General features: G+C 63.6%; 25 protein-coding genes. 10 read left to right on the top strand and 15 right to left on the bottom strand.

From position 1 onward, the window contains the following. Position 1: 1 nt before the first annotated feature. Entirely contained in the window at positions 2–217 is a 216-nt protein-coding gene (locus AC04PH_RS06090; RefSeq protein WP_483064849.1) for a hypothetical protein, read from the bottom strand. 116 nt (positions 218–333) lie between these two features. On the opposite strand from AC04PH_RS06090, the gene AC04PH_RS06085 reads away from it, so the two are divergent. Then, positions 334–933, top strand: a complete 600-nt coding sequence (locus tag AC04PH_RS06085) for a hypothetical protein (RefSeq protein ID WP_483064848.1) — start codon at positions 334–336, stop codon at positions 931–933. Positions 934–972: 39 nt separating this feature from the next. Here the strand turns inward: AC04PH_RS06085 and AC04PH_RS06080 are convergent, their stop codons facing one another. Both AC04PH_RS06080 and AC04PH_RS06075 read right to left on the bottom strand, forming a co-directional pair. Further along, the gene (locus tag AC04PH_RS06080; protein WP_483064847.1) at positions 973–1,752 is read right to left on the bottom strand and encodes a CE1 family esterase; all 780 of its coding nucleotides are present in this window, start codon (positions 1,750–1,752) and stop codon (positions 973–975) included. Continuing rightward, entirely contained in the window at positions 1,752–2,396 is a 645-nt protein-coding gene (locus tag AC04PH_RS06075) for a DUF3047 domain-containing protein (RefSeq protein ID WP_483064846.1), read from the bottom strand. The genes AC04PH_RS06080 and AC04PH_RS06075 overlap by 1 nt, the downstream gene beginning before the upstream one ends. 177 nt (positions 2,397–2,573) lie before the next feature. Here AC04PH_RS06075 and AC04PH_RS06070 point away from each other — a divergent pair, with 177 nt between their 5' ends. Further along, positions 2,574–3,008 carry a DMT family transporter gene (locus AC04PH_RS06070; protein WP_483064845.1) on the top strand — a complete coding sequence of 145 codons (435 nt, stop codon included), beginning with the start codon at positions 2,574–2,576 and terminating at the stop codon, positions 3,006–3,008. Here the strand turns inward: AC04PH_RS06070 and AC04PH_RS06065 are convergent. From AC04PH_RS06065 to AC04PH_RS06045, 5 genes are all read right to left on the bottom strand, one after another. Further along, positions 2,992–3,978, bottom strand: a complete 987-nt coding sequence (locus AC04PH_RS06065) for an Ldh family oxidoreductase (RefSeq protein WP_483064844.1) — start codon at positions 3,976–3,978, stop codon at positions 2,992–2,994. The genes AC04PH_RS06070 and AC04PH_RS06065 overlap by 17 nt on opposite strands. A 13-nt stretch (positions 3,979–3,991) precedes the next feature. Next, positions 3,992–4,672, bottom strand: a complete 681-nt coding sequence (locus AC04PH_RS06060) for an ABC transporter ATP-binding protein (RefSeq protein WP_483064843.1) — start codon at positions 4,670–4,672, stop codon at positions 3,992–3,994. After that, positions 4,665–5,951 (bottom strand): ABC transporter permease, encoded by a 1,287-nt coding sequence (locus AC04PH_RS06055; RefSeq protein ID WP_483064842.1) that lies wholly within the window; start codon positions 5,949–5,951, stop codon positions 4,665–4,667. The genes AC04PH_RS06060 and AC04PH_RS06055 overlap by 8 nt, the downstream gene beginning before the upstream one ends. Before the next feature lie 125 nt (positions 5,952–6,076). Next, the gene (locus tag AC04PH_RS06050; protein WP_483064841.1) at positions 6,077–6,784 is read right to left on the bottom strand and encodes a ThuA domain-containing protein; all 708 of its coding nucleotides are present in this window, start codon (positions 6,782–6,784) and stop codon (positions 6,077–6,079) included. Continuing rightward, on the bottom strand, positions 6,781–7,383 hold the full coding sequence (locus AC04PH_RS06045; RefSeq protein WP_483064840.1) for a DUF2937 family protein: 603 nt from the start codon (positions 7,381–7,383) through the stop codon (positions 6,781–6,783). The genes AC04PH_RS06050 and AC04PH_RS06045 overlap by 4 nt, the downstream gene beginning before the upstream one ends. A 224-nt stretch (positions 7,384–7,607) precedes the next feature. On the opposite strand from AC04PH_RS06045, the gene AC04PH_RS06040 reads away from it, so the two are divergent. From AC04PH_RS06040 to AC04PH_RS06030, 3 genes are read left to right on the top strand one after another with little or no spacing between them, the layout of a single operon-like run. Then, positions 7,608–8,057, top strand: a complete 450-nt coding sequence (locus AC04PH_RS06040; RefSeq protein WP_483064839.1) for a hypothetical protein — start codon at positions 7,608–7,610, stop codon at positions 8,055–8,057. A 3-nt stretch (positions 8,058–8,060) separates the two neighbouring features. After that, positions 8,061–8,273 (top strand): helix-turn-helix transcriptional regulator, encoded by a 213-nt coding sequence (locus tag AC04PH_RS06035; RefSeq protein ID WP_483064838.1) that lies wholly within the window; start codon positions 8,061–8,063, stop codon positions 8,271–8,273. 27 nt (positions 8,274–8,300) lie between these two features. Then, positions 8,301–8,954 carry a DUF2306 domain-containing protein gene (locus AC04PH_RS06030; RefSeq protein WP_483064837.1) on the top strand — a complete coding sequence of 218 codons (654 nt, stop codon included), beginning with the start codon at positions 8,301–8,303 and terminating at the stop codon, positions 8,952–8,954. Here the strand turns inward: AC04PH_RS06030 and proS are convergent. Continuing rightward, positions 8,939–10,276: a proline--tRNA ligase gene (gene proS / locus AC04PH_RS06025; RefSeq protein ID WP_483064836.1), complete on the bottom strand. Its 1,338-nt coding sequence runs from the start codon at positions 10,274–10,276 to the stop codon at positions 8,939–8,941. The two genes, AC04PH_RS06030 and proS, sit on opposite strands and share 16 nt — an antisense overlap. Positions 10,277–10,468: 192 nt before the next feature. Between proS and AC04PH_RS06020 the strand changes: the two genes are divergently transcribed. From AC04PH_RS06020 to AC04PH_RS06005, 4 genes are read left to right on the top strand one after another with little or no spacing between them, the layout of a single operon-like run. After that, positions 10,469–11,530 (top strand): AI-2E family transporter, encoded by a 1,062-nt coding sequence (locus tag AC04PH_RS06020; protein WP_483064835.1) that lies wholly within the window; start codon positions 10,469–10,471, stop codon positions 11,528–11,530. Between the two features lie 2 nt (positions 11,531–11,532). Next, entirely contained in the window at positions 11,533–12,201 is a 669-nt protein-coding gene (locus AC04PH_RS06015) for a P-loop NTPase family protein (protein ID WP_483064834.1), read from the top strand. A gap of 54 nt (positions 12,202–12,255) precedes the next feature. Continuing rightward, positions 12,256–14,427: an RNA degradosome polyphosphate kinase gene (locus AC04PH_RS06010; protein ID WP_483066158.1), complete on the top strand. Its 2,172-nt coding sequence runs from the start codon at positions 12,256–12,258 to the stop codon at positions 14,425–14,427. 51 nt (positions 14,428–14,478) lie between these two features. Next, the gene (locus AC04PH_RS06005) at positions 14,479–16,032 is read left to right on the top strand and encodes a Ppx/GppA family phosphatase (protein WP_483064833.1); all 1,554 of its coding nucleotides are present in this window, start codon (positions 14,479–14,481) and stop codon (positions 16,030–16,032) included. A 14-nt stretch (positions 16,033–16,046) separates the two neighbouring features. Here AC04PH_RS06005 and AC04PH_RS06000 read toward each other — a convergent pair whose 3' ends face one another. Genes AC04PH_RS06000 through scpA form a run of 6 tightly spaced genes read right to left on the bottom strand, consistent with a single transcriptional unit; the run spans position 16,047 to position 21,372 of the window. Then, positions 16,047–16,430, bottom strand: coding sequence for a hypothetical protein (locus AC04PH_RS06000; protein WP_483064832.1), 384 nt, complete (start codon positions 16,428–16,430; stop codon positions 16,047–16,049). 18 nt (positions 16,431–16,448) lie between these two features. Next, positions 16,449–17,459 (bottom strand): endonuclease/exonuclease/phosphatase family protein, encoded by a 1,011-nt coding sequence (locus AC04PH_RS05995; protein ID WP_483064831.1) that lies wholly within the window; start codon positions 17,457–17,459, stop codon positions 16,449–16,451. Continuing rightward, positions 17,456–18,148, bottom strand: a complete 693-nt coding sequence (locus AC04PH_RS05990) for a TerB family tellurite resistance protein (protein ID WP_483064830.1) — start codon at positions 18,146–18,148, stop codon at positions 17,456–17,458. Before AC04PH_RS05990 ends, AC04PH_RS05995 begins: the two co-directional genes overlap by 4 nt. 31 nt (positions 18,149–18,179) lie before the next feature. After that, positions 18,180–18,656 carry a GNAT family N-acetyltransferase gene (locus tag AC04PH_RS05985; RefSeq protein ID WP_483064829.1) on the bottom strand — a complete coding sequence of 159 codons (477 nt, stop codon included), beginning with the start codon at positions 18,654–18,656 and terminating at the stop codon, positions 18,180–18,182. Continuing rightward, on the bottom strand, positions 18,653–19,246 hold the full coding sequence (locus tag AC04PH_RS05980) for a VOC family protein (protein WP_483064828.1): 594 nt from the start codon (positions 19,244–19,246) through the stop codon (positions 18,653–18,655). The genes AC04PH_RS05985 and AC04PH_RS05980 overlap by 4 nt, the downstream gene beginning before the upstream one ends. After that, the gene (gene scpA / locus AC04PH_RS05975) at positions 19,246–21,372 is read right to left on the bottom strand and encodes a methylmalonyl-CoA mutase (RefSeq protein WP_483064827.1); all 2,127 of its coding nucleotides are present in this window, start codon (positions 21,370–21,372) and stop codon (positions 19,246–19,248) included. The genes AC04PH_RS05980 and scpA overlap by 1 nt, the downstream gene beginning before the upstream one ends. Positions 21,373–21,479: 107 nt before the next feature. Here scpA and AC04PH_RS05970 point away from each other — a divergent pair, with 107 nt between their 5' ends. Then, positions 21,480–21,947 carry a DUF4174 domain-containing protein gene (locus tag AC04PH_RS05970; protein WP_483064826.1) on the top strand — a complete coding sequence of 156 codons (468 nt, stop codon included), beginning with the start codon at positions 21,480–21,482 and terminating at the stop codon, positions 21,945–21,947. Positions 21,948–21,970 lie beyond the last annotated feature (23 nt).

The following is a 21,970-nucleotide window of genomic DNA, read 5'->3' as shown; positions in this document are numbered from 1 at the left end:
GTCAGCGATTGATCACACCCCGCAACCGCCCCACGCCGAACCCATGCCCGCCGTCGAATGCGCAGAACGTGAGGCTCTGGCCCGTGTCATTCCGCCGCCATTCGCAGGTCATATCCCCGACCGTCGCGCGCACATCACCCGCAAACCCGCCATAACCCACATACATCGCCAGCGCCGCCAACCGGCGCAGGGTGCCCAAGCCAACACCCAACCCCATGCAAAATCCCACCACCCATCTTGCTGTTGTCCTCTGACGCCCTCATTCGCTAGTCTCGCCCTCATGCGCAGTTCTTTTGCGCTCTTCGAACCATTGCAACGACAGGATTACAAACCATGACTTACCTGAAACTGACGACTTGCGCCGCTGGCATCGCAGCCCTCTCCGCCTGTGGCGGCACGACCACCTCCATCGTTCCGATGAATTTCAGCACGACCCCCTACGCCACGCACGACCAGACCGAACTGGACTTCATCGCCGCCGGGGCGCGCAGCGGCGGCACGCTGCCAAACGTGATCGCGACGGCAGGTGCCGCGAGTTTCACCGGCTACGTCGAACTGGAAACCCAGGTCAGCGGACAGAGTCCGACCGATATCGCCGGGCGGCTCGATCTTGGTGTCTCTTTCGCCAACGACACATTTGCAGGCAGCGTGACCGAGATTTCCGGGCGTGACGGTTCGCGCTATGCGGGCACCTTCGACGTTACGGGCGGGACGATCACGCGCAGTGCGATGGCCTCGCCCGCCGTCAGCGCCAGCCTCGACGGATCGGTGACAGACATGCAGGGCGACACCGTGGTCGTCGATGCCGCGATGAACGGTGGTTTCACCGGGGTGAACGGCGAGTATATCGACGGGCTGGTCACCGGGACCGTGACGACCAACGGTATGGTCAGCACAATCGGCGACGGGGATTTCACCGTCGAGCAGAACTAGCGAACGGCAAACCGGTGTAGGGTGGGGTATCGCCCCACCCTACGGCATGTAATCGAGGGCCGCCCGCAACCGCCCGACGCCGAACCCATGCCCGCCGTCGAAGGTGCAGAATGTGAGGCTCTGGCCCGTATCGTTGCGACGGGTTTCGCAGGTCATGTCGACGACCGTCGCGCGCGTCTCGCCCGTGAACCCGCCGTAGCCCGCATACATCGACAGTGCCTCCAACACGTCGCCCTGCCGCTCCGCGCCAATCGCGCGACCGGCCAAAGGCACCGTCCTGTCCGCCGTGCCGTGGATGTGCACCACGTTGGCGGGCGGGGTGTCGCAGGTTTCCGGCACGGGGTCCCAGAAGGTGCCGGACATCGGCACGAAGAGTGTGAACAGGTCAGACCGGTGGCAGATCAGGTTCCACGTCAGCATGCCGCCCGCGGAAAATCCTGTCATGACGGATCGGCTCCGGTCGATGCCGAAACGGGCCTCCGCGTCGGTCAACACCGCTGCGACATAGGCGAACTCGGCCTCACCGGTCGCACCCGGGTTGCGCGGACGGCCCGGCAGTTGCCAACTGCCCTCCACCCCCTGCAGCGCCAGATAGGCCATGCCGTTTTCGTGCGCGAGCCTGCGCAGAGCACCGTTGCGCATCGCCCCCGCCGCCGTACCGCGATAGCCGTGGGCATAGACCAGCACGCCGGGGGTCCCGACACCTTCAGGCACCGCGATGCGATAGGCGCGGTCACCCACCACGCAATCGCTGTCCGGCCCGCAGGCCTGCGCGGCAAGCGGTGCGCAGATCAGCGCAAGGGTCGCCAGCCAGCGCATCAGTTCAGCACGACGTTGCTCATGGTGGCGGCGATCATGGTTTCGGTATCGTCGCTGTCGCCCGACACCGCCAGACCGACCAGCGCGCCCGGCTCCCCGTCGAAGGCGGCGGAATAATCAGCCGCCAGATCGACACTTTCGGAATGTGTCCCGGTGCCGGCCTGCCGCAACGCAATGTTCATGCCCTGCCCCTCCAGATAGGGCGACGGAAAACTCGCGCCGACCTCGTGATCGCCGCCCCAAGTGTAAAGCAGCACGCGCACGTCATCGTCACCCAGCAACTCGCGGATGCCGTCTTCCGGCGTGATGGCTTCGGCCTTTTCCTGCGGCAGGAACACGAAATAGAACGACAGATTGCGGTCGTCGCCGCCCTTCACGCTCAGGTCCGTCGGGGGCACGGATGTCTCGACCGACCAGTCCCAAGTCGCAGCCGTGGCCCCCCATTCGCTTTCCGGCAGACGGGTGTAGGCGATGCTGACCGTCCCGTTCGACGTCATGGTCAGGGTCTCTGCAAAGTCATAGTCGTTGGAAGAGAAAAGCGAGATCCGCTGCTCTTCCCAGCCGGAAGAAAACGAAACCGGGCCGGCTGCGGCGCTGGTTGCCAAAAGAGCCGTGGTAATGGCGGTGGCGCGAAAAAGGGTCATTCGTGGTCTCCTGTCGTATCAAGTTTGGGTAATCACGTAACAGGCGTGCCACCGGTTTCACATCACAACGGCGTTGATCACGGGATCGTCAGGTTTCGTCCCGGCGCAAAGACCGGGCTTTGCATCGGCGCGAGCCCCGGCCTACCGTTCGTGCAAACCCACGAAAGGTGCAAACCCATGACACATCACCACTTCATCATGCTGGCGGCGGGGTTCGGCGTGCCGATGCTGGCGGCGCTTAATGCCGCATTGGGGCGCACCATCGGATCGCCTGCCGCTGCTGCCACAATCCTGTTTCTGGTCGCATTGGCTACAGCGGCAGGTGTCGCGCTGTTCACAAGCGCCGGGGCCTTCGCGCGGCTGGCAACGGCGCCTTGGCACCTGTTTCTGGGGGGCGTGCTGATCGCGTTCTACGTGCTGTCGATCACCTGGATCGCGCCCGTGATCGGCGTCGGCAACGCGGTGTTTCTGGTGCTGCTGGGGCAGTTGATCGCGGCGGCGCTGATCGACCATTTCGGGTTGTTCGGATCGCTCCCCGCCCCGATAAGCCTGACGCGCGCTGCGGGCATCGCGATGATGGCGCTGGGGGTGTTCGTCACGCAGAAGGTGTAGCCAGCCGTTCCACCAGTGCCCAGAGCGCGTCCGGCACGTCGATCTTCGCCAGTTCCATACGATCCGCGCCGGGGATACGCGCGCCTTCCTGCGCCGCCACTGCCTCTGCCACGCGGGCGAAACGGGCGGTGAAGTGATCGCCGTGGGTGCCCGGGTCCAACAGGATATAGAACTGGCCGAGGTCATGCGGCTTGCCGTCGGGCAGCTTCAACCCGGATACATCCAGCGAATTGACCGATCCGGTCATGCCCGCCGCCAGCAGTTCCGCCATCAGGCCGAAGCCCCAGCCCTTGTACCCGCCCGCACTGACCAGCGCACCCTTTAGCGCGGCCTCCGGGTCTGTGGTGGGCTGGCCATCTGCGTCCACGGCCCAGCCCAGCGGGATCGGCTCGCCCGCCGCCTTGGCCATCGTGATCTTGCCGAGGGCGACGGCGGAGGTCGAGAAATCGAAGTGCAGCGCCGGTTTCGGATCGCCCGGCACGGTCATGGCGATGGGGTTGGTGCCGATCACGGCTGCGTTGCCGCCCGGCGGAGCCACGACCGGCGATGCGTTGGTGAACCCGATCCCGACCAGGCCCCTTGCCGCGATCTGTTCGGTGAAGAACCCCAGCGACGTGCAGGTATGGGCATGGGCCACGGACAGGGTGGCGACACCGTTTTCGCGGGCGGCAGTGATCGCATCCGCCAGACCGGCGGCAAACGCGGGCTGGGCAAAGCCGAACCGCGCATCCGCCATCACCGATCCGGGGCGCGGGCGGCTGACCTGCGGCGTGACCGTGCCATTCACACGTCCCGACGCCAGCTGTGTGCAGTAGCTTTCCAGATAGTAGAGACCGCAAATGACGTTGCCGGTTTCCTCTGCCCGGGCGACGGCGCGGGCGACGTGACCGGCCTGGTCTTCCCCAGCACCGTGGGCCAGCAAGGCGGCCTTGGCGGCGTCGAAAATCTCGGCAGGTGTCTTCGTCGGCATATCGCGATCCTTCTCAGGCGGGGGAAAGGCGGCCCTGATCCATGCGCACGGTGCGGTCCATCCGGGCGGCCAGTTCCAGGTTGTGGGTGGCGATGACCGCGGCCAGCCCGGTGCTGCGCACCAGGTCCATCAACGCATCGAACACCCTGTCGGAGGTTTCGGGATCGAGGTTGCCCGTGGGTTCATCGGCCAAAAGCAATGACGGCTTGTTCGCCAAGGCGCGGCAGAAGGCGACCCGCTGCTGTTCCCCGCCCGACAATGCCGCCGGGCGATGCTTGGCGCGGGGTGCCACGCCCACGGTGTCGAGCAAGTCCATTGCGTGCGTTGTCGCCGCCTTTTCGCCGATACCGTTGGCCAGTTGCGGCAGCACGATGTTTTCCAGCGCGGTGAATTCCGGCAGCAGGTGGTGGAACTGATAGATGAACCCGACCTCGCCACGCCGCACCGCCGTGCGCTTGCGATCCGACAGGTCGGTCATGTCGGTGCCGTTGATCGTGACAGTGCCCCCATCGGGCGTGTCCAGCAGCCCTGCGATATGCAGCAGTGTCGATTTGCCCGCGCCCGAGGGGGCCACCAGCGCCACGACCTCGCCCTTGGCCGCGACCAGATCGGCCCCCTGCAGGACGGTGACAGCGTTTGGCTTGCCCTGATTGTAGCTTTTGGTGATTGCGGACAGCGCCAGCACGTCATTCATAGCGCAGCGCCTCCACCGGGTTCATGCGGGCGGCCCGGCGCGCGGGGAAGATCGTGACGACCCACGACAGCCCCAGCGCCAGCGTGACGGAGGAGATCACGTCCGCCAGCCGCAATTCGGCCGGCAGTTGATAGATGCCCCGGATCGACGGATCCCAGACGCCACCGCCGCCCAGATAGTTCACGAAACTGAAAATCTGGTCGATGTAGATTGCGAACAGGCAGCCGAGGATCACGCCGAATATCGTGCCGATGGTCCCGATCCCCGCGCCGCAGATAAAGAATATCCGCAGGATCGACCCTTCGGTCAGCCCCATGGTGCGCAGGATGCCAATGTCGCGGCCCTTGTTCTTCACCAGCATGATCAGGCCGGAAATGATGTTCATCGACGCGATCAGCACCAGGATCGACAGGATCACGAACATCACGTTGTCCTCGATCGCCAGCGCGCGCAGAAAGGCGCCCGCACTGTCGCGCCATGTCCAGATGTAGCCGCCTGCCCCGGTCGCCTCCAGTATGCGGTCGGTATAGCTGTCGATCTCGTCGGGGATTTCGACGAAGACCTCGATCTCGGTTGCCACGCCGTCGCGGTTGAAAAACGTCTGCGCCTCCGAAATCGGCAGATAGGCGCGGATCTTGTCGATGTCATAGCGCCCGGCAGTGAAGATATAGACCACGTCATAGGCGTTCACCCGCGGGGTTGTCCCCATCGCGGTGCGCGCGCCGTTGGGCGAGATGATCTTGATCCGGTCTCCGATGCCCACGTTCAATTCGCGGGCAAGGCCCGATCCGATGGCGATGCCCTTTTCGAAATCGGCGATGTCACCCAGCGATTCATCGGGTTGCGCAATACGCGGAATGGTCAGCAGGTCGTCATAGGCGATGCCGTAAACATCGACGGCGGCATTCGCGTTGCCGCGGTTGCCCATCACCTGCCCGCGCACAAGCGGTGCTGCGCGGGTCACCCCCTCGATCTCGCGCAGATCGGCGGCCAGGTCCTCGTAACCGCTGATCAGCTGTGTGAACTGGCCGGACCCTTCGACAACTTCCGTCTGGCGATAGACCGCGACATGGGCATTCGCCCCCAGAATCGTATCGACGAATTCCGCGCGAAAGCCCGACCGCACAGCCAGCGTCGCGATCAGGGCGAAGACGGCGAGCGTGACACCAATCAGCGAAATCCAGGTCATGATGCTGACCCCGCCCTCGGCGCGTTTGGCGCGGATATAGCGCCAGGCGATCATCCATTCGAATTTCGAAAACGGTGCCGTGCTGGCCATGGGGGATGTCCTGTTCAACTGCCGCGCAAGGTGGGCTGTCGCGCTCCAATGGTCAAGCCGGCGCGCGGGGTCAAGGCGGGTGCCTCCGGCGGGAGTATTTCGGGCAAGATAATACCGGCGATCCGTTACCAGTGATTGCCCGGCGTCTGCAACGCGGCAAGCGAACGGCCCTGCGCCTCGGCCTTGCCCTCCGCCGCCCAGATCACCCCACGGCGCAGCATCTCGTGCGCGGGGCCGTGGTCGATCACGTCGGGCTGGTGGCCGAGGGCGTTGTAATACACCCGACCAAGGCCCCAACTGCGTGTCCAGACAACGGGCATATCAACCGCGCCGTTGGGGCTGTGATACCATGTCACGACGTCGGTGCGGGTCGTGGCCAGCACCGTGTTCGCGGGGTCGGTGTGCAGATAGTATTGCTCCGTCTCCACGTCGAAATCCGGCAATCCCGTAACCAGTGGATCATCCGACGTAATAGTCACGCGGTGTCTCACCCCGTCGCCGCCGGGGTGGGCCACCCAGTTGCCCCCCGTCATGAACTGCCACAGCGGGACATTGCGGAACGCATCGCACATGCCGCCGTGGCACCCGGCGAGACCGGTGCCGTGGGCCACCGCCTCGGACACGTTGGTGGCAGCCTCGCGGCTGATGTCGGACATCGTCCAGACCGGGATGATGACGTCATAAGTTTTCAGCTTGTCGGGATCGTCGAAACAGGCGGTGCTGTCGGTCACATCCGAGGTACCGCCCGCGCCCGTCACGATATCGCGGAAAATTCCGGCGACCTGTTCGGGCGCGTGGCCGTCCCAGCCGCCCCATGTGATCAGGGCTTTCATCGTCTCGTCTCTCCCATCAATCGCGGTTGCGGGCGCGCAGGGTCCACCTGGGCGGGCCGCCGCAGTTGCGGCTCAAAACGGTCCGCGCGTGGAGATGTGGCCACGCGAGTCGGTGCATCACCGCGCCGGAACGGCAGTTTCAACAGGCCGAGCAGCGCCAACAGCCCGAGCCATCCGCCGCCGAAACCTGCCGCACCCGCCGCCATACCCGCCGTGCTGAGCGGTATCGCCGGGACGAAATCGGACCAGGTGTTCGTGAAGGTCTCCGTATCGGCCAGCCGGTGCGGCATCAGCATCCGCTGCATCGGGGACGCTGCGCGCAGGGCCTCCAGATGATCGGACAGGACGGTGTGCCGGGCAAAGGTGCGGCGCATGTCGCGTGCGCGGGCGTCCAGAAATGCGGTGCCGGTCATCTCTTCCAGCGCCTGCCCGCGGGTCAGCCCCGCCTCCAGCGCGGAATTGTCGAAGTCGGCCACGACATCCGACAGCGCGTCGACCTGACCGGCCAGTCGCTGCGTGTATTGCTGGGCGAACTCGGGGTATTGCGACAGGACAGCCGCACCGCAAAGCCCGCCAGCCAAGGCAATTGTTTTCAACATCTCGAAGACCTGCTCGTCTCGTTGTTTTGACGGTGATTAGCAGATCGGCAGATTCGGGGAAAGCACGCGCCCCGCGGTCGCGTCTGCGGAGGGCGCAGTGTTGCATTCGGCTGAATATACCGGGAAACACTTCAATGAATGTGTTAAGTTTACTTAACACATAGTATTATATATCTTACACTAAGTATAGCAAACACGACACGCGATTCGAAAGGAAACCCGCTATGGAGTACGAAGAGCGCAACGCCTGGGCCGCCATCATTTCGGGCGTCATCACCTTTGTCATCTTCGGCAGACCGATCTGGCGGCAGACGGCGGACGGTATCTATTCCGCCGTCGATGGCCTGTCCGTCTGGGCCTGGGATGTGATCTGGCTGATCGGGGGCGGGATCGGCGTGACCATCGTCGTCATGTTGGCGTTCCAGATCCTCTATGCCATCGTGACCGGCACGCCGAAACCGGAGTTCATCACCGACGAACGCGACACGGCGCTTAGCCGGCGCGGCGCGCAGATCACCCTGTTCGTCATCAGCACCGCGTTCCTTGTGGCGATTGCCATATTGGCCTGGGGCTGGTCCGGTCTGGCCGCGCTGAACACCATCCTGATCGGTATGGCGCTGGGGGCGTTCTCGTCGGATTTCTACCGCATCGCCGTCTATCGGCTGGGCCTCTGATCCATGGCAAAGCTGAAGGTCACCAATCAGATCAGGCGCTGCCGCTTCGACGCGGATGAAATGACGCAAAAGGCACTGGCCGAAAGGGTCGGCGTCACGCGCCAGACGATCATCGCGATCGAAAACGCGCGCTATTCGCCGACCCTCGAACTGGCTTTCCAGATCGCGGAAGTATTCGGAAAGCCACTGGAAGACGTCTTCACTTACGAGCCTTAAACCGAAATAAACACAAGGAATTTCAACATGGAACGACGTTCTGTGAACAGAATAGCCGTGCCCGCCGCCCTCTATTTTCTCAGCGGCCTGACGATCATGCTGGCGCTTGTGCAGGCGGTGCAGATCCCGTTGGGCGCACTACCCCCCGAAAGCGCCCGCCTTGCAACGGCACCCTACAGCCATTTCCTGCATGTGGTCGGCGGTGTCCTGTTCGGCGTGATCGGACCGCTGCAGTTCTACCGTGCCATGGCAAACAGGTTCGGACGCCTACACCGAGTGCTGGGCCGCGTTTTCGTGCTGGCAGGCGCAGGGCTGGCGTTCAGTTCCCTTAGCCTGCTGTGGCATTTCCCGGACGGCGCTTCGGCGCTGGTCAGCACAGCCCGGTTGCTGTTCGGAGTCGCGCTCGGCGTTGCCCTCGCCATCGCCATGGCCGCGATCCGCGCACGGGAATTCCCGCGCCACCGCGACTGGATGATCCGCTCCTATGCCATCGGAATGGGCGCGACGCTGGTATCCATCGTTTTTCTACCGATCTTCCTGATCACCGGGCAACCGCCCATGGGCCTGCTGTCGGACCTTGCCTTCATCGGGTCCTGGCTGGCCTGCATCGGCTTTGCCGAGTGGCTGATCCGCCGGTTGCACCACAAAGCGCATCCGGCGACCGGTCACAGGTTGGCGTAGATGCCCTTGATCTTCGTGATCGCATCGGCGGCGGGCATCTCTTCGCTCTCGCCGGTGCGGCGCGACGTGACCTCGACCACCCCGTTCTTGATCCCGCGCGGCCCGACGGTAATCCGCCACGGCAGGCCGATCATGTCCATCGTCGCGAACTTGGCGCCGGCCCGCTCGTCGCGGTCATCGTAGAGCGGGTCCAGCCCGGCGGCGGTGAATTGTTTGTAAAGGTCCGCACAAGCCGCGTCGCAGGCGTCATCACCGGTCCGCATGTTCAGAATACCGACATGGAAGGGCGTGACCCCCTCGGGCCAGATGATGCCCTTGTCGTCGTGGCTCGCCTCGATAATCGCGCCCAGCAGGCGCGACACGCCGATCCCGTGGGACCCCATGTGCACCGCCTTTTTGCCGCCTTCGCCATCGTCGACCAAAGCGCCCAGCGCGTCGGAATACTTCGTACCGAAATAAAATATCTGCCCCACCTCGATCCCGCGGGCGGTGCGGCGGCGCTCTTCGGGCACCTGATCGAACAAGGCCGCGTCGTGCGTTTCGTCGGTGCGGGCGTATTTGCTGGTGAACTCCTCCATCACCGCGGCACAGGCCGCGTGATCGTCATAGTCGATGTCGCGATTACCCAACTTCAGATCGGTCACGGCGCTGTCATAGAACACCTCCGACTCGCCGGTTTCCGCCAGCACCAGAAATTCGTGCGTGTCGTCGCCGCCGATGGGGCCACTGTCGGCCCGCATCGGGATCGCCGTCAGCCCCATCCGCTCGTAGGTGCGCAGGTAGCTCACCAGATGGCGGTTGTAGGCGTGCAGCGCGTCTTCCTTGGTCAGATCGAAGTTGTAGCCGTCCTTCATGTAGAATTCCCGGCCCCGCATGACCCCGAAGCGCGGGCGCACCTCGTCACGGAACTTCCACTGGATCTGATACATGGTCAGCGGCAGGTCCTTGTAGGACGTGACGTTGGCGCGGAAAATATCGGTGATCAGCTCCTCCGCCGTGGGGGTATAGAGCATGTCGCGCCCGCCGCGATCCTTGATGCGCAGCATCTCTTCGCCATAGGCGTCGTAACGCCCGCTTTCGCGCCAAAGATCCGCGGACTGGATCGTGGGCATCAGCATCGCATGATGCCCGGCGCGCGCCTGTTCCTCGTGCACGATGGTCTCGATCTTCTTGAGAACCTTGTAGCCCAGCGGCAGCCAGGAATAGATACCGGCGCTGGCCTGTTTGATCATGCCCGCCTGCAACATGTAGCGGTGCGACACGATCTGCGCCTCGCGAGGCACTTCCTTCAGAACGGGCAGAAAATAACGGCTCAGGCGCATGGGACGGACTTTCGGTTCGGGCGGGGCCGCATCAGGGGCGGATCGCACAGGTTTCGCTTGGTTTAGGGCGCATGGCGAAGCGTGGCAAGAGGGGCCGCCGCCCGTGCCGCCGCGCAGGATACCGCCGCACGAGCCTTGCGCCCCACCCGCCCGTTTGGCATGTGTAGCTGACGTGTGCAGGGGTATCTGACAATGGCGTATTCCGTTTCTCAACAGGCAAAATACTGGGGCATCGCGGCACTTGTCGTGTTTTTTATGCTCTGGTTTCTGGGCGATGTGATCCTGCCGTTCGTGCTGGGCGGGGCGATCGCCTACTGCCTCGACCCGATCGCCGACCGGCTGGAGGCGCTGGGGCTGAGCAGGACCGTCTCTGTCGCCGTCATCTCCCTCGTCGCGATCCTGATCTTCGTGCTGATGTTCTTGCTGGTGATCCCGACACTGGTGACCCAGACATCCGCGCTGATCGCCGCGGCACCGGACATGCCGGAGCGTCTGCGCGAGTTTCTGTCCGAGCATTACCCGTCCGCGCTCGACCAAAGCAGCACGGTCTATCAGCAGCTTGCCCGCGTGGGCGAGGCGATCGAGGCGAAGGGGGGCGCGCTGATCGAAGGATTGCTGACCTCCGCGTTGGGGCTGATCAACGTGCTGGTCCTGCTGGTGGTCGTGCCGGTCGTCGCGTTTTACCTGCTGCTCGACTGGGACAACATGACCGCCCGCATCGACGAGTTGCTGCCGCGTGACCATGCCCCCACGATCCGGGTAATCGCACAGGACATCGACAAGACACTGGCATCCTTCATTCGCGGGCAAGGCACCGTCTGTCTGATCATGGGAACATACTATGCCGTCGGACTGATGGCCGTCGGGCTGAATTTCGGTCTGGTCGTCGGATTCATCGCGGGTCTGATCACGTTCATCCCTTATGTGGGCGCGCTGATCGGCGGGGCGCTGGCCATCGGTCTGGCCCTGTTCCAATTCTGGGGCGAATGGACCTGGATCATCGCTGTCGTCGCCATCTTTGCCTCGGGCCAGTTTCTGGAGGGCAATATCATCACCCCCCGGCTGGTCGGAAATTCGGTCGGGCTGCATCCGGTCTGGCTGTTGCTTGCCTTGTCCGTCTTCGGCGCGCTTTTCGGGTTTGTCGGCATGCTTGTCGCCGTTCCGGTCGCCGCGGTGATCGGCGTGCTGGTGAGGTTTGCCACCGGCCAATACAAGCAAAGCCTGCTTTATCGCGGTCTGACGGACAAAGACTGACCATGGCGCGACAACTTGCCTTTGACTGGCCGTCGGGCGTGGCGCTGGGGGCCGATGATTTCTTTGTCTCCGATGCCAACCGCGCCGCCTACGACAGTCTGACGCTGCCGGTCGACTGGCCCGACGGGAAACTGGTGCTGACGGGTCCGGCAGGCAGCGGCAAAAGCCACCTTGCGCGTATATTCCAGAACAGGACCGGGGCATATCTGATCGCGGCGGCCGACCTCACCGAGGCGCCACCGCCCGAGGGTGCCGTGATCGTGGAGGACGTGGACCGCCTGCCCGAACGGTCCGAGACCGCGATGTTCCACCTGCACAACCATCAGCGCAACACCGGCCAGCCGCTGCTGATGACGGCGCGAACGCCCCCGACCCGCTGGGACATCGCCCTGCCCGATCTGGCCAGCCGGATGCAGGCCAGCATGGTCGCCCATATCGCGGACCCGGACGATGCGCTGCTGACCGTGCTGATCCTCAAGCTGTTCAGCGACCGCCAGATCACACCGCCGCCGGACCTTGTCCCCTACCTCGCGCGACGGATCGAACGTTCGTTTGCCGCTGCCGCGCGGGTCGTCGACATGCTAGACCGCGCGGCGCTTGAAAGCCGTAAACCGGTTTCGCAGCGCATGGCCGCCGGTCTGCTGGACAACACAGGGGCGGATGACGGATAAGCATGGACCTGCGGACGTGTCACAAAACCGCAACCAAGCACACGGTAAACCATGATGATGACAGCCGATTTCCTTGAAAGCCCGTTTCCCGCGCCGATCACGCTCGACGATGTGGACCTGACCACCGCCGACCGTTTCGTGAACCGCGAACTCAGTTGGTTGGGCTTCAACGACCGCGTGCTGGAAGAGGCTGAAAATGCCCGTGTGCCGCTGCTCGAACGGCTGCGGTTCCTCTCGATCTCGGCCACGAACCTCGATGAATTCTACACGGTGCGTGTAGCGGGCCTGCGCGAGCTGGCCCACGCGGGCAACACGACGCCGGGTCTCGACGGGCGCACGCCTGCCGAACAACTGGCGCTGATCGACGTACATGCCCGCGCCTTGATGGCCCGGCAACAGGACGTATTCCGTGCATTGACCTCCGATCTGGCTGCCGCCGATATGCACCTTCTGGTCCGCGACGATCTGACGGACGCCGACAAGAGCTTTCTGGACGATATGTTCCTCGATCAGGTTTTTCCGGTCCTGTCGCCGCTGGCCATCGACCCGGCGCACCCCTTCCCGTTCCTGCCGAACGAAGGCTTCGCGCTGGCGCTGCAACTGGAACGCGCCAGCGACAAACGTGCGCTACGCGCCCTGCTGCCGGTGCCTGCACAGATCGACCGTTTCATCCGTCTGCCGTCCGAAACCGGCCACCGCTTTCTGCCGCTGGAGGAACTGTTGCTGCTCCACGTCAGCCGCCTGTTCCCCGGCTACCGGATCAAAGGGCATTGCGCCTTCAAGGTCTTGCGCGACAGCGATCTTGAGGTCGAGGACGAGGCCGAAGACCTCGTGCGTGAATTCGAGACCGCCCTGAAACGCCGCCGCCGGGGCGAGGTCGTGCGCCTGAAACTGTCGGACAACGCGCCACCCGCGCTCAAATCGCTGATCATGGGAGAGCTGCACGTCACCGAAGACGAGGTGGTCGAGGTCGACGGCATGATCGGCATCGCCGACCTCAAGGAGCTTGTGGTGGACGAACGGCAGGACCTGCTCTGGCCGCCGTTCAGCCCGCGCGTGCCCGAACGGGTACAGGACCATGACGGCGATATGTTCGCCGCGATCCGGCAGAAGGACATGCTGTTGCACCACCCCTACGAGACCTTCGACATGGTGGTGCGGTTTCTGGCGCAGGCCGCGCGCGACCCTGATGTCGTGGCAATCAAGCAGACGCTTTACCGCACCTCCCGCAACTCACCCATCGTCGACGCGCTTTGCGAGGCGGCGGAGGACGGCAAATCCGTCACCGCCTTTGTCGAACTCAAGGCGCGGTTCGACGAGGCCGCCAATATCCGCCAGTCGCGCCGTCTGGAGCGGGCGGGCGCGCATGTGGTCTACGGCTTCCTGAACTACAAGACCCACGCTAAGATCAGCACCGTGGTCCGGCGCGAGGGCGACAAGCTGGCGACCTACACGCATTTCGGCACCGGCAATTACCACCCGATCACCGCGCGCATCTACACCGATGTCAGCCTGTTCACCTGCAACACGCAGCTGGGCCGCGACGCCACCAAGGTGTTCAACTACCTATCCGGCTACGCCCAACCCGATGACCTCAGCAACCTCGCCATCTCGCCCATCGACCTGAAATCCTCCCTAATCGAGATGATCGAGAACGAGACCAAACTAGCGCAGGCCGGCAAACCCGCGACGATCTGGGCCAAGATGAACTCGCTCATCGAAAAGGACGTGATCGACTCGCTCTATGCCGCCAGCCAGGCGGGCGTACAGATCAGCCTTGTGATCCGCGGCATCTGCGGTCTGCGCCCAGGTGTCGTGGGGCTGTCGGAAAACATCCGCGTGAAATCCATCGTCGGGCGGTTCCTCGAACACTCGCGCCTTGTCTGTTTCGGCAACGGCCACGAATTGCCCAGCAAGAAGGCCCGAGTGTTCATGTCGTCCGCCGACTGGATGAGCCGGAACCTCAACCGCCGCGTCGAAACCCTGATCGAGATCACCAACAACACCGTCAAGGCGCAGATCACCGGGCAGATCATGGCGGCCAACCTGCATGACGTAGCGCAAAGCTGGGTCATGGACGGGCGCGGCACCTTCACCCGCGATCTACCGCCCGAAGGTGAATTCGCCTTCAACTGCCACCGGTTTTTCATGGAAAACCCGTCGCTGTCGGGGCGCGGCTCTGCCGGGGCGTCCGATGTGCCGCGCCTAACCCACACCGACGATTGACAGCGGCCCACGGCAGACCACATGGTCGCACCGGGGATGAACGAGGCTGCCATGCAAACGCAAGACACTGCGACAGACGACACGATCGACTGGGGCGGCTTCGGCAGACCCCTGTTCGAGGATGCCGCCGCTATGGGTCTTGGCCGTGTCGGTGTGCTCGACGTGGGCTCGAACTCCGTCCGTCTGGTGGTGTTCGACGGGGCCGCGCGCTCGCCCGCCTATTTCTACAACGAAAAGGTCATGTGCGCCTTGGGCGCGGGCCTGTCCCAGACCGGCCACCTGAACCCCGAAGGCCGCGTGCGTGCGGTATCGGCGATCAAACGCTTTGCCGCATTGGCCGACGGCATGGGCATCAGCCCGATCACGGCCGTCGCCACCGCCGCCGTGCGCGAGGCGTCGGACGGCAAGGATTTCCGCGCCGAAATCCTGCGCGAAACCGGCATAAAGCTCTGGGTGATCGACGGCAAGGAAGAGGCGCGCCTGTCCGCACAGGGTGTGCTGCTGGGCTGGCCCGGGTCCTACGGGCTGGTCTGCGACATCGGCGGCTCTTCGATGGAACTCGCCGATCTGGCAGAGGGCCGCGTCGGGCGGCGCGTGACCTCGCCCCTGGGTCCGTTGAAACTGCGCGAGGTGCCTGGCGGCAAGAAGGCGCTGAAATCCCACATCAAGGACATCATGCTCGGCCTGCATGACGACATGGGCAACGAGACCGGAATGCGTCTCTTCCTCGTCGGCGGCTCCTGGCGGGCCATCGCGCGTGTGGATATGGAGCGGCGCGGCTACCCGCTCACCGTGCTGCACGAATACCGCATGACCGCCCGACAGGTCACCGCGACAGCGGACTATATCGCGAAAAACGACCTGCAGGAGTTACGTGGGCGCTGCGGCATTTCCGACAGCCGGATGTCGCTGGTGCCGCTGGCGATCGAGGTGCTTAAACGACTGGTCCGCGTGTTCAAGCCCAAGGATATCGCGATCTCCTCCTACGGCATCCGCGAAGGGATGCTCTTTGAACAGATGCCGCGCGAATTGCGCGAACGCGACCCCCTGGTCGAGGCGTGCCGCTTCGCCGAAAGCAAGGATGCCCGCCTGCCCGGCTTCGGCCGCATCCTCTACGATTTTGTCCTGCCGCTGTTTCCCCGCGCCAACTGGCAACGCAAACGGATCATCAAGGCCGCCACACTGCTGCATGACGTCAGTTGGCGCGCACACCCCGACTACCGCGCCGAGGTCACCTTCGACAACGCCACCCGCGCCAATCTAGGCGGGTTGAAACACTACGAGCGTGTGCTGCTCGGGCTGGCGCTGATGTATCGCTATACGTCCAAACCCGGCGGCGGGCGGTTCGATACGCTGCTCGATATGCTCGACGACGATCAACGCAAGGAGGCGGAAATCCTGGGCCGCGCCATGCGCCTGGGCGCAATGCTTTGGCTGTCACCGGACGAGGCGCCGGGGTCTTTGAAATGGAAACCCAAGGCCCGCGAATTGACGTTGACGCTGACCGAACACGCCCGGCCATTGTTCGGCGAAGTCGCGGAATCACGCTTCAACGCACTGGTGTCGGCATTGGATGCCACCGGCACCGTCCGTTTCAAGGGCTGACACGCGGTCTTGACCTAAAGTTCGATTTCCTCACCTTCGGGCAATTCCGGCAGGGGCGCATTCGGATCACGGCGAATGATGATGTCGCCGTTCGGCAGCATCTCGGGGTTGCCGTAGTTGTCGAAATCATCGACGATCTCCAGCAGCATTTCCAGCCGCGGACCAAGCTCTGTCAGCATCGCGGCGATCTGTGGGCCGAATTCCTCCATCATGGAGCGGAATTCGTCCATCCCCGGCTCCATCTCCGCCATCAGGCCGCGCAGCAGCAGTTTGGCCCCTTCCTCCATGAGGTCGAGGCCCTCTTCGGTTTCTTCGGTCTGCGCTTGCACCGGGCTGATCGCCAGACACAGCGCCACGGTCAAAGCGGCGAAATGTTTCATGATGACAATATAGCCCAATCCGCGCCGCTTTCCAAATCACAGATCGAGGTCGAGCGTGACAGGGAAATGATCCGACGCAGCCAGCAGCGCATTGCGCAGCGGTAGGTCCTCGTAACAGTCCGGGTGATCGAACGGATGCCAGATTTGCCAGCGCGGATTGCGCGCGCGCAGACCGGGCGACACCATCACGTAGTCCAATAGCGCCTGCAGATACGGTCCGTCGCGTTTCTTGAACCGGGCGGTAGAGACGATTGCACCCACACGCTGCCCGAGCGCCAGTTGCGCGTGTGGATCGTAAAGCGGCACAGCATCCCCCTCGCCCAGCACGATCTCCACCCCCGACCGGCCGAACAGCTTTTCGTATTCGTCCAGCCCTGGCCCGTCATTGAAATCGCCCAGCACGATCAGGTCGTCGCCCTGGTCCAGATGCTGGTTCACCCGCTGGCGCAACCAGATGCACTGCGCCAGTTGCTTGCGCCGGTTCTGGATCGAAATGCGGCTGGCCTCGGGATCGTCCCGCGCGCCGTGCGGGGCCTTGGATTTCGCATGTACGCCGATCAGACGCAGCGCGGCGTCGCCCTTCGTCAGCGCCACCTCCAGCGGCGGCTTGGACCAGCGGATGATGTCGGGGCGCGCGTCGACGTCGATATCCATCTGCAATTCGTAGTCGAACCGCGGCGCGGGGCTGTCACCATCCAGATCGCCGACTGGATCATGCCGCGCCTGCACCACGTCGGGATCATAAAGAAGCGCGATTTCCTGCTGCGTGTCGTTGGTAAACCCCATCACCACCGCGCTGGTCCGCAGGCCAAAACGCGCGGCGAAACGCTCCAGCGCCGTCGTGCCATCGCGGTGGCGGCTCGTGTCCGGCGCTTCGATGATCATCACCACATCGGCATCCATCGCGCGGAACACATGACCCAGCGCCGCGATCTGCTGCGCACGGCTCACATTCCAGCGGCCGGACCAGCCGTCATCTTCTTTCAGGTCGCCGTTGTCATCGAATAAATTGTTGAACCATTCAACGTTGTACGTGGCGATCCTCATGCAGTTTCGCTCTGCCGTTCCTGGGTGATCTGCTCCCACGCGCGGTTCACCGCGATCAGGCGGGTTTGTGCCAGCTTGACCGCTTCCTCCGGCACGCCGCGCGCTTTCAGCTGATCGGGATGCGTTTCGCGCACCAGCTTCCGCCAGGCCGCGCGGACCTGATCCATCGGCGCGTCGGCGTCGACGCCCAGCACGTCGTATGGATCGCGCTCGGCATCGCGCACGAATTGCGACCGGATTCGCACGAACCGCCGCTCGTCGAAACCGAAGGCATCGGCCACCTCGCGCAGGAAATCGTTCTCGCGCGGGTGATAGACGCCGTCGGCCAGCGCGATGTGGAAAAGCCCCTCCATCAAGTCGCACAAAGGCGCATCATCTTCGCCGTACATCCGCTTGATTCTGCGTGCATATTCCTCAAACCCTGCCACGTCTTGACGGGCCAGGTTGAAAACGCGCGCCGCCTGCGCCTCGTCCTCGGGCGCGATGTGGAACACCTCGCGGAAGGCGGTCACCTCATCACGGGTGACCTGGCCATCGGCCTTGGCCATTTTCGCGCCCAGCGCGATCACCGCGATGGTGAAGGCGACCGACATATCGGGTTTTGCGCGCAGCTTGTCGAACACCGAAGACAGCCCTTCACCGGCGGCGAGGGCGGATAGCGCGTCGGAGATGCGGGTCCAGATCGACATGGGTTGAGTTTAGCAAACCGCGCCGCGGATGTCAGAGCCGTTTTTGCGCGATCACCAAATCTATGTCGCGTCCGAACTTGTAACCCACGCCCGGCAACAGTCCGGTGCGGGCAAAGCCCATTCGGTCGTGGAACGCGAGACCCTGCCTATTCTCGGCGCTGATCGCGGCGATCAGCGTGGTTTTACCCGCGTCACGGGCGTGATCGGCAATCCGTCCCAGCAGCGCCCGCCCGACCCCCTTGCCCTGTGCGGCGGCGGTAACGGCGATGGAATACTCCACCGTACGGGCATAGCCGGGACCAGCGCGAAACGGGAAATACGTGGTGTAGCCCAGCACCGTGCCGGCGTCGTCAAAGACCAGAACCGGGGCGTCACCGGTGATCATCGCCCCGATATCGTCTTGTGTTTTTTCAACATCGGTGAAGGTCACTGTGGTGTCGCGCACGATCGGGTTGATCAACGCCAGCAGCGCGGGAATATCCATCGCGGTCGCAAGGCGGACGGTCATAGCGTGACAGTGCCGCCAGGCGTTTGGATCACGGCGATGAAGCCCGGATCGCCGGTTTCGAACCTGACGCGCGGATCGTCAATCGGCACGTTGTCGCGCAGCCAATCGGCCCGTGGGTGCGAAACGATCCAGCTTTGCAGGCGGCACACGCTGTCGGGAAGCCGGGCGCTGGGCGGGGTGATTCCCGGTGCCCATTGCAGCAGCGACGGATAACCGCCCTGCATCGGCAGGCTGCCGTCGTCAGGCACCGTCAGCTGCCAGCGCAGATCGCCGCGCGACAGGCTGACAGGCGGGCCGGTGATGTCAGGAGCAAGCATCAGATCGTCGGTACGGCAGATCCAGTTCGCAAGGCGCGGCGGGCCGCTGAAATTGTCTAAACCGAACCATGTCGGTCGCCCGGTCGGAACTGCGGCCGGATTGCGCGCAATGACTTCGAGATAGACGTCACCCATTCCCAGCAGCCTGTTGTGCGTGCCGAAATGCACGTGATCCCCGCCCGGCGCGAGAGTGACGCCGAGTCGCTCCTCGGTCCAGACAACGCCGTCGGCGAGGGTCTCGCAGCCGATGGCGATGTGATCGAAAGCCAGCATCAGGTGCGGGTTTCACGGATAAGGCGCAAAATATCCTCTGCCGCCGCAGGGATATTGGTGCCGGGTCCGAAAATCGCCTTCACGCCGTTGTCGTAAAGGAATTGGTAATCCTGCTGCGGTATGACCCCGCCACAGATCACGAGGATGTCCTCTGCACCAGCATCCTTCAGCGCCGTGACCAGCTTCGGGGCCAATGTCTTGTGGCCCGCCGCCTGAGAGGAAATGCCTATGACGTGAACATCGTTGTCGACAGCGTCCTGCGCAGCCTCCTCCGGGGTCTGGAACAGCGGGCCGACATCGACGTCGAAACCGATATCGGCGAAAGCGGTGGCGATCACCTTTGCACCGCGGTCATGACCGTCCTGCCCCATCTTCACGACGAGCATGCGGGGCCTGCGGCCCTCTTCCTCGGCAAACGCCTCCACCGATTTCTGGATCGCGACAAAGCCTGCGTCGCCTTCGTAAGCCGCGCCGTAGACACCTGCCAATGTCTTCACCTCCGCCCGGTGCCTCCCGAAGGCCTTTTCCATCGCCATGCTGATCTCTCCTACGGTGGCGCGGGCGCGGGCGGCGTCGACCGCCGCCTCCAGCAGATTGCCGCCTTCGTTGGCCCGGCGCGTGATCTCTGAAAGGGCCGCGTCACAGGCCGCCTGATCGCGCTCCGCCTTCGTGCGTTCGATCCGCGCGATCTGCGCCTTGCGCACGCCCGCGTTGTCGATATCTCGGATGTCGATGGGGTCTTCGCGGTCCTTGCGGTATTTGTTGACGCCGACGATGACTTCCGTGCCGCGGTCGATCATCGCCTGCCGCGTGGCGGCGGTTTCCTCGATCCGCAGTTTCGGCATGCCCGACGCGACGGCCTTGGTCATGCCGCCCATCTCCTCCACCTCCTCGATCAGCGCCCATGCCTTCTCGGCCAACTCGTGCGTCAGGCTTTCGACGTAGTAGGACCCCGCCAATGGATCGACGACGTTGGTGATGCCGGTTTCTTCCTGCAATATCAGTTGGGTATTGCGCGCGATACGGCTGGAGAAATCTGTAGGCAGGGCGATCGCCTCGTCCAGCGCGTTGGTGTGCAGCGACTGCGTGCCACCGAGCACGGCGGACATCGCCTCGTAGGCCGTGCGGATGACATTGTTGTAAGGGTCCTGTTCCTGCAACGACACGCCGGAGGTCTGGCAATGGGTGCGCAGCATGGAGGATTTTTCGTTCTTCGGTTCGAATTCCGCCATGACGCGCGACCAGAGCAGGCGCGCGGCACGCAGTTTCGCGGCCTCCATGAAAAAGTTCATGCCGATGGCGAAGAAGAACGACAGGCGGGGGGCAAATTTATCGACATCCATACCCGCCTTGATCGCCGTGCGGACATATTCGCGACCGTCCGCGATGGTGAAGGCAAGCTCCTGCACCAGGTTCGCGCCTGCCTCCTGCATATGGTAGCCGGAGATCGAAATACTGTTGAATTTCGGCATGTTATCGGACGTATAGGCGATGATGTCCGCGATGATACGCATCGACGGTTCGGGCGGATAGACATAGGTGTTGCGCACCATGAATTCCTTGAGGATGTCGTTCTGGATCGTGCCTGACAGGACCGAGACGTCGTGCCCCTGCTCTTCCCCTGCGACGATGAAATTGGCCAGAATCGGAATCACCGCGCCGTTCATCGTCATGGAAACGCTGACTTTATCCAGCGGGATGCCGTCGAACAGGATCTTCATGTCCTCGACGCTGTCGATGGCGACGCCCGCCTTGCCCACGTCGCCCTCTACCCGCGCGTGATCGCTGTCATAGCCCCGGTGCGTCGCCAGATCGAAGGCGACGGAGACGCCCTGCTGTCCGCCCGCGAGGGCCGCGCGGTAGAAGGCGTTGGATTCTTCTGCAGTGGAAAAACCCGCATATTGGCGGATCGTCCAAGGGCGGCCTGCGTACATCGTGGCCTTCACGCCGCGCGTATAGGGGGCCGCGCCAGGAATGCCGCCGATATGCGGCAGATCGGCCGTGTCGTCTGCGGTATAGAGCGGTTTGACGGGGATCCCTTCGAGCGTGTCCCAGGTCAGGCTGTCCACCGATTTGCCGCGCAATTCCCTTGCGGCGATTTCGGCCCAGGTGTCTTTAGATGCCATGTCCGTCTCCGTGGTTGGGGTGCGTGGGTGCGGGAAGTGACGGGGAAGTGAGGTTTTGCCGCACCGAAGGCTTAGCTTTTGCGTGCGACCCGCCTATATCATGTAGCATGAAAAGATTTTTGACAGCGGGCGTCGCCGCCCTTTCGTTTCTTGCAGCCCCCGCATCGGCCGAGGACATCGACGTGCTGGGCCAGTGGCAGGAGGAGCATGCGACGATCTTCAATGCCGCCGACGTGGTGCTGGACGACCTGATCTGGCAGGCCCGCCCGCTCGTGGTTTTCGGCCAATCACCGCAGGACCCGCAATTCCAGCAGCAGATGGCGATGATTCTGTCGGAGATCGACCGGCTGGAAGAGCGCGACGTGATCGTCATCACCGACACCGATCCGGAAACCCCCAGCGACCTGCGGCTGGAATTGCGCCCGCGCGGGTTCATGTTGGCGCTGCTGGGCAAGGACGGGCGTGTCGCGTTCCGCAAGCCCGCACCTTGGAGCGTGCGGGAGATTTCGCGGTCCATCGACAAGATGCCGCTGCGCCAGCAGGAAATCAGCGACCGGCGGCTGGGCAACGGATAGCGCGCGCGCCGGTCGTTCGTGGC

The organism is Yoonia sp. KMU-150, assembly GCF_056858355.1.
Note: the sequence above shows the minus strand (reverse complement) of the source record. Positions and strands in the feature narration are given on the sequence as shown.

What these genes read in the sequence shown, in the direction of transcription:
- AC04PH_RS06090 (WP_483064849.1), bottom strand. Translation starts at nt 217, where the DNA reads ATGGGGTTGGGTGTTGGCTTGGGCACCCTGCGCCGGTTGGCGGCGCTG.
- AC04PH_RS06085 (WP_483064848.1), top strand. Translation starts at nt 334, where the DNA reads ATGACTTACCTGAAACTGACGACTTGCGCCGCTGGCATCGCAGCCCTC.
- AC04PH_RS06080 (WP_483064847.1), bottom strand. Translation starts at nt 1,752, where the DNA reads ATGCGCTGGCTGGCGACCCTTGCGCTGATCTGCGCACCGCTTGCCGCG.
- AC04PH_RS06075 (WP_483064846.1), bottom strand. Translation starts at nt 2,396, where the DNA reads ATGACCCTTTTTCGCGCCACCGCCATTACCACGGCTCTTTTGGCAACC.
- AC04PH_RS06070 (WP_483064845.1), top strand. Translation starts at nt 2,574, where the DNA reads ATGACACATCACCACTTCATCATGCTGGCGGCGGGGTTCGGCGTGCCG.
- AC04PH_RS06065 (WP_483064844.1), bottom strand. Translation starts at nt 3,978, where the DNA reads ATGCCGACGAAGACACCTGCCGAGATTTTCGACGCCGCCAAGGCCGCC.
- AC04PH_RS06060 (WP_483064843.1), bottom strand. Translation starts at nt 4,672, where the DNA reads ATGAATGACGTGCTGGCGCTGTCCGCAATCACCAAAAGCTACAATCAG.
- AC04PH_RS06055 (WP_483064842.1), bottom strand. Translation starts at nt 5,951, where the DNA reads ATGGCCAGCACGGCACCGTTTTCGAAATTCGAATGGATGATCGCCTGG.
- AC04PH_RS06050 (WP_483064841.1), bottom strand. Translation starts at nt 6,784, where the DNA reads ATGAAAGCCCTGATCACATGGGGCGGCTGGGACGGCCACGCGCCCGAA.
- AC04PH_RS06045 (WP_483064840.1), bottom strand. Translation starts at nt 7,383, where the DNA reads ATGTTGAAAACAATTGCCTTGGCTGGCGGGCTTTGCGGTGCGGCTGTC.
- AC04PH_RS06040 (WP_483064839.1), top strand. Translation starts at nt 7,608, where the DNA reads ATGGAGTACGAAGAGCGCAACGCCTGGGCCGCCATCATTTCGGGCGTC.
- AC04PH_RS06035 (WP_483064838.1), top strand. Translation starts at nt 8,061, where the DNA reads ATGGCAAAGCTGAAGGTCACCAATCAGATCAGGCGCTGCCGCTTCGAC.
- AC04PH_RS06030 (WP_483064837.1), top strand. Translation starts at nt 8,301, where the DNA reads ATGGAACGACGTTCTGTGAACAGAATAGCCGTGCCCGCCGCCCTCTAT.
- proS (WP_483064836.1), bottom strand. Translation starts at nt 10,276, where the DNA reads ATGCGCCTGAGCCGTTATTTTCTGCCCGTTCTGAAGGAAGTGCCTCGC.
- AC04PH_RS06020 (WP_483064835.1), top strand. Translation starts at nt 10,469, where the DNA reads ATGGCGTATTCCGTTTCTCAACAGGCAAAATACTGGGGCATCGCGGCA.
- AC04PH_RS06015 (WP_483064834.1), top strand. Translation starts at nt 11,533, where the DNA reads ATGGCGCGACAACTTGCCTTTGACTGGCCGTCGGGCGTGGCGCTGGGG.
- AC04PH_RS06010 (WP_483066158.1), top strand. Translation starts at nt 12,256, where the DNA reads ATGATGACAGCCGATTTCCTTGAAAGCCCGTTTCCCGCGCCGATCACG.
- AC04PH_RS06005 (WP_483064833.1), top strand. Translation starts at nt 14,479, where the DNA reads ATGCAAACGCAAGACACTGCGACAGACGACACGATCGACTGGGGCGGC.
- AC04PH_RS05995 (WP_483064831.1), bottom strand. Translation starts at nt 17,459, where the DNA reads ATGAGGATCGCCACGTACAACGTTGAATGGTTCAACAATTTATTCGAT.
- AC04PH_RS05990 (WP_483064830.1), bottom strand. Translation starts at nt 18,148, where the DNA reads ATGTCGATCTGGACCCGCATCTCCGACGCGCTATCCGCCCTCGCCGCC.
- AC04PH_RS05985 (WP_483064829.1), bottom strand. Translation starts at nt 18,656, where the DNA reads ATGACCGTCCGCCTTGCGACCGCGATGGATATTCCCGCGCTGCTGGCG.
- AC04PH_RS05980 (WP_483064828.1), bottom strand. Translation starts at nt 19,246, where the DNA reads ATGCTGGCTTTCGATCACATCGCCATCGGCTGCGAGACCCTCGCCGAC.
- scpA (WP_483064827.1), bottom strand. Translation starts at nt 21,372, where the DNA reads ATGGCATCTAAAGACACCTGGGCCGAAATCGCCGCAAGGGAATTGCGC.
- AC04PH_RS05970 (WP_483064826.1), top strand. Translation starts at nt 21,480, where the DNA reads ATGAAAAGATTTTTGACAGCGGGCGTCGCCGCCCTTTCGTTTCTTGCA.